This window comes from Moorena sp. SIO3I8, assembly GCF_010692325.1.
Taxonomy (GTDB): Bacteria; Cyanobacteriota; Cyanobacteriia; order Cyanobacteriales; family Coleofasciculaceae; genus Moorena.
Genome location: NZ_JAAHHW010000012.1, coordinates 25159 through 37574 on the forward strand (window position 1 = coordinate 25159; position 12416 = coordinate 37574).

The 12416-nt window shown below is 44.6% G+C and carries 9 protein-coding genes; 4 read left to right on the forward strand and 5 right to left on the reverse strand.

The window, feature by feature from the left end; genetic code table 11:
• Positions 1-453 precede the first annotated feature (453 nt).
• Both F6K51_RS07045 and F6K51_RS07050 read left to right on the forward strand, forming a co-directional pair.
• The gene (locus tag F6K51_RS07045; RefSeq protein WP_293019157.1) at positions 454-2175 is read left to right on the forward strand and encodes a vanadium-dependent haloperoxidase; all 1722 of its coding nucleotides are present in this window, start codon (positions 454-456) and stop codon (positions 2173-2175) included.
• A gap of 408 nt (positions 2176-2583) precedes the next feature.
• Positions 2584-3501 (forward strand): ParA family protein, encoded by a 918-nt coding sequence (locus F6K51_RS07050; RefSeq protein ID WP_293019158.1) that lies wholly within the window; start codon positions 2584-2586, stop codon positions 3499-3501.
• Between the two features lie 107 nt (positions 3502-3608).
• Here F6K51_RS07050 and ileS read toward each other — a convergent pair whose 3' ends face one another.
• The 4 genes from ileS to F6K51_RS07070 all read right to left on the reverse strand — a co-directional run bounded on the left by ileS (position 3609) and on the right by F6K51_RS07070 (position 10041).
• A complete protein-coding gene (gene ileS, locus F6K51_RS07055; RefSeq protein WP_293019159.1) occupies positions 3609-6488 on the reverse strand; it encodes an isoleucine--tRNA ligase in 2880 nt (959 codons plus the stop codon).
• 323 nt (positions 6489-6811) lie between these two features.
• A complete protein-coding gene (locus F6K51_RS07060; protein ID WP_293019160.1) occupies positions 6812-7561 on the reverse strand; it encodes a Ycf66 family protein in 750 nt (249 codons plus the stop codon).
• Between the two features lie 158 nt (positions 7562-7719).
• Positions 7720-8745: an ABC transporter permease gene (locus F6K51_RS07065; RefSeq protein WP_293019162.1), complete on the reverse strand. Its 1026-nt coding sequence runs from the start codon at positions 8743-8745 to the stop codon at positions 7720-7722.
• Between the two features lie 354 nt (positions 8746-9099).
• Positions 9100-10041, reverse strand: coding sequence for a nucleoside hydrolase (locus F6K51_RS07070; RefSeq protein ID WP_293019164.1), 942 nt, complete (start codon positions 10039-10041; stop codon positions 9100-9102).
• Between the two features lie 123 nt (positions 10042-10164).
• On the opposite strand from F6K51_RS07070, the gene gnd reads away from it, so the two are divergent.
• Complete coding sequence (gene gnd / locus F6K51_RS07075; protein ID WP_293019165.1) at positions 10165-11592, forward strand: decarboxylating NADP(+)-dependent phosphogluconate dehydrogenase; 1428 nt, start codon at positions 10165-10167, stop codon at positions 11590-11592.
• Positions 11593-11757: 165 nt separating this feature from the next.
• Here the strand turns inward: gnd and F6K51_RS07080 are convergent, their stop codons facing one another.
• Entirely contained in the window at positions 11758-11922 is a 165-nt protein-coding gene (locus tag F6K51_RS07080; RefSeq protein ID WP_293019167.1) for a hypothetical protein, read from the reverse strand.
• A gap of 308 nt (positions 11923-12230) precedes the next feature.
• Between F6K51_RS07080 and F6K51_RS07085 the strand changes: the two genes are divergently transcribed.
• Complete coding sequence (locus F6K51_RS07085) at positions 12231-12389, forward strand: hypothetical protein (protein WP_293019168.1); 159 nt, start codon at positions 12231-12233, stop codon at positions 12387-12389.
• Positions 12390-12416: the final 27 nt, after the last annotated feature.

The window sequence follows — 12416 nt, forward strand, 5'->3', positions numbered from 1 at the left end:
GACGATTGACATTGTAAGTGAATAGACGGATGATAAATGAGGGATTTTACTCCAGGCACAGATTTTGACCTATGGATCAAGTACGGATAACTCCCAGAGACTCTAATTAATCAAACAGATCTAAGGAGTTTATGGCCAGAGTCCCTAGTCTGTTTTGGTACTTGATTCAACGGCAAGACGTCCGTGTTTTTACCTGTAGTGTTCTCGGGAGACTATTTATCCTAAATTTTCTCCTAAATTGGTGAGACGACCTGATATCATCATTGCTTTTTCCCAGGTAATCAATCCGATCGGAACGTTTTGCTACCTTCCAATTTACCGTCCAATCTAACGTCCAATCTTTAGAGCTCTTGCATAAAAAGCCAACAACAGGGTGATAACTACTGTAGTTGCCTTGTAGACATTGACTTTTGCAAAAGGTCTTTTGAAGAACAACCAGTCACGGGTGTAAATATGAAAAATTTATTTTCGGCTCACCATCAACAGCGGAAAAAACGACAGCATCTCTCGTCACTCCTAACCATTGGAGTAACAACCGCAGGTCTATCCCTGGGCTTACCAGCACAAGCCATAGACCTGACACTAGACAACAGCGCTAATCTGTGGGTGGATCAAGCCTTGAGGGCAGTAGAAAATAACCCGCAATTGGGTCCGACAGGAGCCTCCCGGGCTTATGGCATCTTGGGTACTGCCATGTACGATGCCTGGTCAGCTTATGAAGGAACGCCGATTAGCACCACTCTTGGGGATACTCTGCAACGTCCTGATATTGAGAACACCCTGGAAAATAAGTCCCTAGCCATTAGCTATGCGGCTCATAGCGTCCTCTCAGACCTTTTCCCTTCTGAAGTTGCTTCCTTTGATGCCCTTCTGACTGATCTGCGATCGCTTGCTAGCGACTCTGCTTCTATCTCTACTGCTACCAACGTTGGTAACACAGTAGCCAACAGTTTATTACAGTTCCGACGTCAGGATGGTTCTAACCAGTTAGGGGATGACCCGAGGGGTACACTTGGTGTTCCTTACTCCGACACCACTGGCTATCAGCCCTTGAACAGTTCCGATAATGTCGTTGATATCACTCGCTGGACACCAGAGCGGGTACCAATTGACAGCCCGGATGCCAGACTGCAACGGTTTCTTACTCCCCAGTGGGGCAACGTTACTCCCTTTGCCTTGAGCTCTGGGTCTGAATTTAGACCACCAGCACCAGAACCTTTTCTGCTTGTAGAGGGTACTCTGAATCGGGAGGAACGTACTGTCACTCTTGAGGATGGCACAGAGGTTAGTCTGGTTAACGAAGACGGGGAGGTTAATACTGACGTTGTTAACCCTGGATTTATCGAGCAAGCTGAACGGCTCATTGAGGTTAGCGCTAATCTCACCGATGAGCAAAAACTAGTAGCTGAGTTTTGGGAAGACCCCTCTGGCACTCCCTACCCTCCTGGAACTTGGATGGGTTTTGGTTCATTCATCTCGGAACGGGATGACCAAACCCTAGATGAAGATATCCAACTTTACTTTGGTCTGGGGAATGCGGTTTTGGATGCGGGTATTGCTACTTGGGAAGCAAAAGTTTTCTACGACTATACTCGTCCCGTCCGAGCCATTCGCGAACTCGGTGAGCTGGGCTTAATTGGTGAATTCGATGAGGATTTGGGAGGCTTTGCCATCGAATCCTATGGTGGACCAGGAGTAGGAACGATCAGGCTATTAGCCAGTGATTTCATTACCTACCAAACTCCTGGTGCCGATCCATCCCCTCCCTTTGCGGAATTCACCTCAGGACATAGTGCTTTCAGTGCTTCTGCGGCTGAAATTTTCAAGCTATTTACCGGTAGTGATGAGTTCGGCAATTCAGTAACCTTTGCCCCTGGTGCCTCTCGTTTTGAACCTGGTTTGACTCCTACGGATGAAGTCACCCTATTTTGGGAGACATTTTCCGATGCTTCTGATGAAGCTGGTATTTCTCGCATCTACGGTGGCATTCACTTCGATGATGGAGATTTACTCGGCAGACAGTTAGGCCGAGACGTTGGTGGCAAGGTCTATGACCGGACCTTATTCTTCATCAATGGTGGTGTGAAAGTTCCCGAGCCTACTTCTGTATTGGGTATGTTAGTATTTGGTGCGTTTGGTGCTGCTTCCATGCTCAAAGGAAAACGGGGAAATTAATCTCACCATCAATCTCACTAACATTATCTAAAAATCTTCCCAAGGGAAGTTTAGAAACCCTTGGTTTCCGATTAACCTAAAAAAAGAAAAGGGAAAAGGTTTCATAACAGTTCAGGTTTCGCCAAATACCTTTTCCCTAGCTGAAATCCCCCCAATTTTGGGGGGTATTTAGTTAGGATACAAAACAAATCTGGCTCTGGCAACTGAATTCTCTAATACAATCACCACGATACACAACGATGACATCAGTTGAGGATTCAACCGAGGATTCCAGTATAACTCTCGACAACTTACCCGATGATTGCGGACTGCCCAAGGGTAAATTATCGTAATCCATCAGAATTCTTGCCTAGTAACCAATAATACTGAATGATGATAAATAGTGTCATGGCAAGATCACGTTCATAAATGGGATTAGTCATTAGTACAGTCAATATGAAAGGTGGTGTGGGCAAGACCACCCTCACCGTCAACTTGGCCACTTGCTTAGCCAAAAATCATAATAAGCGGGTTTTGGTGGTCGATTTAGATAGCCAAATTAGTGGAACCTTGAGCTTAATGCAGCCCCAAGCATTTGCTAAAGCTAGAAAAGGAAGGCGGACATTAAGTCGATTAATCGACAAAGTCACTAAACCTAGCTATCGCAGTCGCTTAACAATTGAGGATATTATTCAAACTGATAATTGTGATATCAAAGGATTGGATTTATTGCCAGGAGATATTGAGCTTTATGATGAATATGTAGTTTCTGATCTACTCCATAAGCAATCTGTTCAGGAAGGGGAGGTGGAATTTAGTAAGGTTTGGAGCCGCTTTGAAAGTCTATTAATCAAAGGGATATTAGAGCCGATTATCCCTAACTATGACTTTATTATTTTAGATTGCGCTCCTGGCTACAATCTTTTGACTCGCAGTGGCATTGTGGCTAGTGATTTCTATCTGCTACCAGCTAGACCAGAACCTTTATCTATTGTAGGGATTCAACTCCTAGAAAGACGGATTGCCAGGCTCAAAGAAAGTCATCAGCAGGATAGTCCTCTTAACTTGCAGCTGTTGGGGATTATCTTTATTTTGTCAGGCGGTGGACTAATGGGTAGGTACTATAAGCAAGTGATGAGGCGAGTTGATAACGATTTCGATAGCAACCAAATTTTTAAAATTCGCATTCCCATGGATGTTAATGTTGCTAAAGCCGTAGATAGTTTTAGTCCTGTCGTTATCGCTCATCCTAATTCTGCTGGCTCTAAAGCGTTCTTCAAGTTGACAGAAGAATTTTTACTTAAGCTTGAGGGGATTAAAACTACCGAAAAAATCAGGGATGTATAAATCAGGGATTAGTGTTGAATCTCCAATCCCTGATCTGGCTAATAGTGCTAACCGTCCTTAGCAATCTTTAAATCACCAATAACTTACAAGTTAGTTCACAACCCACCTCAGAAGTTACCAGCTAAGGCAGCATTACACCGTTCGCAGATGGTAGGATGCTCAGCAATTGTACCAACTTTAGATCCGTAGTTCCAACAGCGATCGCATTTTAAGCCTTCTGCATTGACTACCCCTAGCGCTATAGTTTCTGATTCAGCCCTATAGGCTGCTGTTTGTATAGCTTCTAGGGAATCTACTAATTCTACTTGAGAGGCTAAGAGCAGATAGCGCAATTCATCCACTTGATTGCCACTCAGGCTATCGGAAGGATTCATGGCTTCCAGGCGCTGCTTTAATTGTTGATCTTTAACATAAAGCAAGACCTTAGCATCTAGAGATGAGCCAATCATCTTTTCCGCTCTGGCTTGTTCAAGTACTTTATTGACTTCTGTGCGGATGGTGCGCAAGGTTGACCAGGACGCTGCTAGTTCAGGGTTTTTCCATTGTTCGTCTAATTTGACCCAACCTGACTCAAACACGGATTCATGGGATTTCTGGTAAGGCAGGTATTGCCAGATATCTTCTGCCATGTGACAGAGTACAGGTGCGATCGCTTTAGCTAAATTTTCTAGTGCTATTTGTAGCACTGTCTGACAACTGCGCCGCCGTGGTGAGTTGCGAGCACTGATATAGAGTCGATCCTTAGCAATATCCAGATAAAAGTTAGACAGGTCTACTACACAGAAGTTCTGTACGCTCTGGAAGAAGCGGAAGAATTGATAACTCTCAAAGGCATCAGTTACATCTTCAAATACCTCTGTGATCCGGTGTAGCATGTAGCGGTCTAATTCCGGTAATTCCTGAACAGGCACCCTATGCTTAGCTGGGTCAAAGTCATGAAGGTTGCCTAGTAGGAAACGGGCTGTATTGCGAATTTTGCGATAGACATCGGCTAGCTGCTTAAGAATACTCTGAGATATTGGAACATCTGAGGAATAGTCTACAGAAGATACCCACAATCGCAGCACATCAGCGCCGTAGGGTGGTTCTTTTTTCTGGTTTTTTCCACCCTCGATGATTATAGCTGGTTCCAAGATATTCCCCAAAGACTTACTCATCTTGCGCCCTTGGTCATCTAGAACAAAGCCGTGGGTTAAAACAGTTTTGTAGGGGGCATAGCCATTGCTGGCTACACTGGTGAGTAAGCTGGACTGGAACCAACCCCGGTGTTGGTCTGAGCCTTCCAAGTAAATATCCACGGGATAGCGTAATTCTTCCCGTTGCTCGGCCACAGCTGCCCAAGAGGACCCGGAGTCAAACCAGACATCCATGGTATCGTTACCCTTGCGGTAGGTCTTACCATTACTACGATAGGATTCTGGTAACAATTCCTCTACGGATAGTTCCCACCAGGCATCGGAACCTTTCTCAGCAATAATGCCTTGGACATAAGCAATGGTTTCTTCATTGAGCAAGGGTTCGTTAGTTTCTTCGTCGTAGAATACCGGAATTGGTACACCCCAGCTCCGTTGGCGGGAAATGCACCAATCGGAACGATCCGCCACCATCGGGGTAATCCGGTTTTGTCCTTGGGCAGGGATCCATTTTACGGATGCGATCGCATTTATTGCTTCATCCCGGAATCCCTCTACTGAAGCAAACCATTGTTCTGTGGCTCTAAAGATAGTTGGCTTTTTAGTGCGCCAATCGTAAGGATATTTATGAACATACGGTACCTCTTTCAGCAATGATCTAGCTGTGTTCAGTGCCTCAATGATGGCTGGATTGCCATCCTTGAGCACATTCAACCCAGCAAACTGTCCCGCTTCTGCCGTAAACTTCCCATCTGCATCTACTGGCGAAAGGATAGGTAAGCCATAACGCTGACCCACACCATAGTCTTCTTGACCATGACCAGGAGCCGTGTGGACTAAACCTGTACCCGATTCAGTGGTGATGTAATCCCCACCAATCACAATGTTGCTTTCCCGCTCAAATAGGGGATGCTGGTAAGTACAATTTTCCAACGCCTCACCCTTAACAGTCGTTTTGACCGTAAGTGGAGTTTCCAGAGTAGCTGATAGTTTTTCTACCAAATCCGCTGCTACTAATAAGAATTGGGATTGGTTAGTTTGGGAACCCCCTTCCACTACCGCATAGGTCAGTTCTGGATTAACGGCTACTGCCAAATTTCCAGGGATTGTCCACGGAGTCGTCGTCCAGATCGCCACACCTAGATTTGGCAAAAATGGGTCTAAGATCTCCTTTATCCCTGGCGCTGCCTTAGTCATTGGGAAAGCAGCATAGATACTTGGGGAGGTATGACCTTCCGGATATTCTAACTCCGCTTCCGCTAGGGCTGTTTTAGAACTGGGACTCCAGTGAACTGGCTTGAGACCTCTGTAGATGTAGCCCTTCAATACCATCTGACCAAATACCCCAATTTGAGCCGCTTCGTACTGTGGGTTTAAAGTCAGGTAAGGATTTTCCCAGTCTCCCCATACTCCATAGCGCTGGAAACCTTTGCTTTGCTGCTCTACTGTTTTCAGGGCAAATTTCTTGGCTTTCCGGCGCAGTTTTATCGGAGTCAGCTGTTGACGCTCCTCTAGCTTCATGGCTTGCAAGACTTTCAGCTCAATAGGCAAGCCATGACAGTCCCAACCAGGGACATAGCGAACTTTGCGACCTTGCAGCAGTTGGTATTTATTAATGATGTCCTTGAGGACTTTATTCATGGCGTGACCCATGTGCAGAGAGCCGTTGGCGTAGGGGGGGCCATCATGCAACACGAAAATCTCGCCAGGATTAGTTTGTGACAGGCGCTCATAAATAGTTTGCTCTGCCCAAAACTGTTGGAGTTCTGGTTCTCGCTTGATAGCGTTTGCCCGCATATTAAACTCAGTTTTGGGCAGATTGACCGTATCTTTATAGCTTTTGGATGCTGTCACAGTTTCAAGGCGAAATTATACTAGTAGAGCCGTTTATTAAGAGTTGATTAGAGCCATCTAACCCACTTTAACCTGCTGACCGCTGACTGTGTATTGCTGAGTAGTTAGATTCAACCTTACAGCAATATTAAACAATCAACGGTCAACAAAGGATGTTAACAAAGGATGTCAACAAAGGATATATGTCTATATATATCTCTTATTATTATGAGCAACAATCTCCCCAACCTTCAACTTTCCTTGGAAGGATTGTTGGATTTTTTAGCAATCGGTTTTTTCGGAGTTGGGGCTGGTGACGGCTTTTGTGTTGCGCTCGACTTTTTTTATACCTTGGGATTAGGAGGTGGTGGTGCTTTTGCTTCTGGTGCGATCGCTTCTGGTGCTTTTGCTTCTGGTGCGATCGCTTCTGGTTTCTGGTCTGGCTCCTGACTTGACTCTGGCTGTGGGGGGGGTGAGTCTTCCTTAGCCACTGCTACTGGTTGGGGGGTTTCTGTCTTAGGGGGAGTCGTTTCAGCGGAATCTGAGGTTTTAGTGTCATCTGTTTCTAAAACCGCTTCTTGGGTAGTGGATGGTACCGTAGTTGCTTGATCCGCTGCAGGGCTTGGTTGGGCAGTTTTAGGATTAGTTTCCTGGGTGGGCGACGCCATGGTGGTATCTGCCGGTACAGCAGGAGTTCGGCCTGAGTCTTGGCGTTTGCCCAAAAGATTGCCAAAAAAGCCAGTTACTTTAGCTAGTAGCCCTTTTAATGACTCAAGTGGCAGTATTTCTTGAATCTTGGTGATAAATTCAGCTTGACTTGGGATAGGGGTTTGTTGGTCGGTCGGTATCAAGGCTCGTCGCAAGGTCAAGGTTTGCCAACCCAACCAGCCTACCAACGATACACCCGCTATTTGACCGATTAAGACGCCGCCAGTAATGCGTCCAGCACAAATCCATAACACTAGAGCGTAGAATAATCCCACTCCACTCCAGATAAAGTCATATTTACGATGCACCTCTGGTAAAAAGAAGGCAGCTAGGTAAAAGACTAAGCTACCAAGAGCAATAACCAACGCCAAGAGGTATGCCAGCATTTTCGGAGTACTCCTTACGTGCTTCTTTACTCATCATGAAGCAAAATGTTGCCTCATATACAAATTATCTATCACTGAATCACTCATGTAAGCTTCACCACACTCACTGTACCCAGTATAGTGTGGGATTTGAGTACTGCTAGGTTAAATAATTGCGATTAGTACCGAATACGGGGGTCAATCAAAGCATTAACAATATCAATGGCAATACTTGCGATTACCACAATAGTGGCGAAGAATACCATAATCCCTTGCACCGTGGGGTAATCCCGCCCAGAAATTGCTTCATACAACCGATTCCCTAACCCTGGCCAAGAGAACGTCACCTCTGTCAACACTGCTCCACCTAACAAAGCAGCTAAGGTCAACCCTAGCACTGTAATCACAGGAATCATGGCATTTTTCAGAGCATGGGCAAAAACAATGCGCCTTTCGTGAATACCTCTAGCTCTGGCCGCTTCTACATAATCAGCCTTGAGAGTTTGCTTCAAGTTTACCCGCACAATCCGTTCAAAGATGCCACTTAACAGCAGCCCTAAGGTAATACTGGGTAAGGCTAAATAATAGATAGCAGTGAAAAACTGAACTAAATTACCACTGAGGAGACTATCTATTGTATATAGACCAGTAAATCCTTCTGGTGTTGCTAGGGTAATGGGATAGCGAGTACCGATGGGAAACCAACCCAGCTGAACAGAGAAAATTAACTGCACCACCATCCCCATCCAAAACAGAGGGATGGAGTAAGTAATGATGCCAAATAATCTACCCCCTACATCCCAAACTGTTCCGCTGCGGGATGCCGCTAAAGTACCGACTCCTATACCAACTAAGAATGCTATGGCCATGCCGCATACTGATAGTTCAACAGTGGCGGGGAAATGTTGTTGAATAATCTCCCAGACTTTTTGACCTTGGCTGGTGATTGAGGTACCTAGGTCTAAACGTAGCAAGGATCCTAGGTAGCGAATATACTGCAACCACAACGGGTCAGCTAATCCTAATTGTTGTCGGTATTCTTCCTTAACGCTATCTGGAGCGCGATTCCCTAACACAGCATCCACGGGATCTCCTGGGGTAGCTCTGAGCAGAAGAAACACTAGGGTGGTAATGGTCCATAGCATCAGGGGCGCTAGGAGAAGACGGATTATTATGTAGTATTTTAGGGCTTTGGCACGGGACATAAGGAAACAGGAAACAGGGAATCGGGAATCGGGAATCGGGAATCGGGAATCGGGAATCGGGAATCGGGAACTTTGGATGAAGTAGTTTTCGATTAAGTTAGTCTATTTCAAGACATTTTTGATTAACAAAAAGCTGTTTTGATGAAAATTGCTTTTTTATTGATAATCCTTGTTTAACCAGGCTTGTATAGATGATTTGATTGTAATTTATCACAACTAATCTGGGATAGTCATAATTTTTTTATCAATTCTAAATTCTAAATTCTAAATTCTAAATTCTAAATTCTAAATTCTAAATTCTAAATCCCTTTCTTTCGCAAAATTGATGACTCTTGCAATAGATATAATTAACAATTATCCCAAGCAACGGTATAAATTTTCTTTCCATCGGGGTGCGTCTATGGACCAGATTACATTCATGTTTGGTGTTTGATTAAGTACTCCCAGCTCATCCACTACCGTTTGACCACGGGTGAGTTCGCTTGCTGTTTCTACCTCCACGTAGTATTTACCTTGCCTAGTTACGATGGTTGGGTCGAGAGCCACTGCCATTGCTACAGGATCAGCAAGGGTTAAGCCAGGAGAATTTTGAATCTTAACACTGGCTTCTAAAGCGCTAGTATTGCAGTCTACAGCAAAACGTGCTATGTCTGTGCCTAAGTTTTTAATTTGTGCGATCTCAGCGGGGAGCAATGCTGCTTGAGCACGGCTTAATTCCCAACCGACCATTTCCATGGGCATGCCACTGTGAAAGACAATTTTAGCGGCATCTGGATCTACCCAAATGTTATATTCCGCAGCTGGGGTGACGTTGCCCACCACATTAGCGGCTCCACCCATGATTACGCAACGCTTTACTAGGTAGGCTATTTCTGGGGCACGAAGTAATGCGATCGCAATATTAGTCAGTGGTCCTAAGGTAACTAAGGTGATTTCCTTGGGATTGCTCTTAATAGTATCGATGATGACATCCACACCATGATCTAGCTGGGGTTTAGCCTGGGGCTCAGGGTAGTGCATGTTACCCATACCGTCTTCACCATGGAACCCGTGAGCATATTGGCATGGGCGGAGCATCGGTTTAGGGCAGCCAAGGTACACAGGGGTAGATGCGCCGCACATCTGGAGGGTATACAGGGCGTTTTTTGCTCCCTGTTCCACAGCTACATTTCCACTCACTATAGTGATAGCTTCAACCTGGACATCTGGCCAACGATGTGCCATCAGGAGTGCAACCGCATCATCGGAAGCTGTATCTGTGTCAATCAGGAATTTCCGCATATCTGAATGTAGCATTTGTTAATGGTATTACTACCACAACTCTTAATCTCTTCTTTAGGCAAGAACCCAAAATATCGGGCTAACCTGGGAGTGAATCCACCCTAGACAACTACTACAGCAACACTGGCGGAGATTTTTATGACACAACGGACCTTTGGGGTAATTGGTTTGGCTGTAATGGGGGAAAACCTCGCGCTTAATGTAGAAAGTCGTGGTTTCCCAATCGCAGTATACAATCGGACTGCTGCCAAAACCGAGAAATTTATGGCTGAGCGAGCTCAGGGCAAGGATGTGAAAGCTGCTTATTCCTTGGAAGAGTTTGTTCAAGCTCTAGAGCGACCCCGCAAAATCCTAGTGATGGTGAAAGCAGGGAAGCCAGTTGATGCAGTTATTGAGCAACTCAAACCTCTCCTAGAGCCAGGAGATATGATCATTGATGGTGGCAATTCTCTGTACCAAGATACCGAGCGGCGGACTAAGGATTTAGAAGCCACAGGATTGGGATTTGTTGGCATGGGCGTCAGTGGTGGTGAAGAAGGAGCGCTCAATGGTCCGAGTTTAATGCCTGGTGGTACTTCATCGGCATACAAGGATTTAGAACCAATTTTGGTCAAAATTGCGGCTCAGGTTGATGATGGTCCCTGTGTGACCTACATTGGTCCCGGTGGTGCTGGTCACTACGTTAAGATGGCACACAATGGCATTGAGTATGGCGACATGCAACTAATTGCTGAAGCCTACGATGTACTGAAAAATGCCTTGGGACTAGATCACAAGCAGCTACATGAAGTGTTTGCTGAATGGAACACTACTGATGAGCTAAATTCCTTTTTGATTGAAATTACAGCGGATATCTTCAAATACATTGATCCAGAAACGAATCTGCCCTTAGTGGAGATGATTCTTGATGCTGCTGGACAAAAGGGCACTGGACGATGGACTGTAGTTAGTTCCCTAGAACTAGGGGTGTCAATTCCTACCATCTACGCTGCAGTCAATGCTCGTGTCATGTCCTCTTTCAAGGATCAGCGGGTAGCAGCAGCTAAGGAAATCACTGGTCCGGAGGGCAAGTATGATGGTGACACAAAAGCATTTATTAATAAAGTCCGGGATGCTCTCTATTGCTCTAAGATGTGTTCCTATGCTCAGGGGATGGCACTCTTGAGTCGGGCATCGGAAGAGTTTAACTATAATCTGAACTTGAGCGAAGTTGCCCGGATTTGGAAAGGAGGTTGTATCATTCGAGCTGGCTTCTTGGATAAGATTAAGAATGCCTTCAACGAAAATCCCCAACTCCCCAATCTCTTGTTAGCTCCTGAGTTTAAGCAAACAATTTTGGATCGTCAGGATGGTTGGCGAGAAGTGCTAGCGGTATCAAACAAATTAGGGATTCCAGTCCCTGCTTTTAGTGCATCCCTAGATTATTTCGACAGTTACCGACGCGATCGCTTACCCCAAAACCTGACCCAAGCACAGCGCGACTACTTTGGTGCTCATACCTACGAGCGCCTGGATAAACCCAGGGGTGAGTTCTTCCACACCGATTGGATGGGATTGAGTTCATAAGGGTAGTATAGCGTTTTTAAGTTTTGTGAGGTACAGATTTCCTGGTTTTAGGGAACAGGGAAAAAATTCTGTGTAGCTCATTAGGCTAAAAACCGCTAAAAAACCTTATTAATGATTGAGGGGCAAAGCATTTGGGCGACCATGATTTCTTTTGATTTTATTAGATCATAGACCCGATGCTTTGCCCTTGCAACTAGAGGAAAGATAACAGGGAGCAGGGAACAGCGGATCATCGGAACAGGGAACAAAAATTATCACAATTCCTACAGAAATTTCTCTAATCAAAAAATAGTTTATTAGAGCAGTATTGATAGGGCGACATCGCTTCATTACTTTACTTTAATTTAAAAATACCATTACATCCATTCCAACAGAAAAAAAATATACAATTTTTCAATCTAATCTAATTTAGATCCGTTTACCCTGATTACCAATCATTAATCTATAGCAATTATCATAGCTATGAGGTACAAAATTTCTGGATTTTAGGGAACAGGGAACAGGGAACAGGGAACAGGGAAGAGAGAATAGGGAATAGGGAATAGGGAATAGCGATGCCCTGCATCAACACAGGGAATCAACGTCAAAGAAGACTGTACCTCATAACTGCGAGAAACGCTATATATTATTAACTAGCTATGTATCAACGTTTTCAAGGATATATAGAAAATATTTTTTTAGGGATTGTAGGTGGTCTTTTAACTACTGTTATTTTAGCTTTAGTAACTCACTATTTTGTGATCGATAAAATAGCAGTTAAGCAATATAAGGCTATTATCGAATTGTTTCTTTATTAATTAATTAGTGATTTTGTATTTATTTAA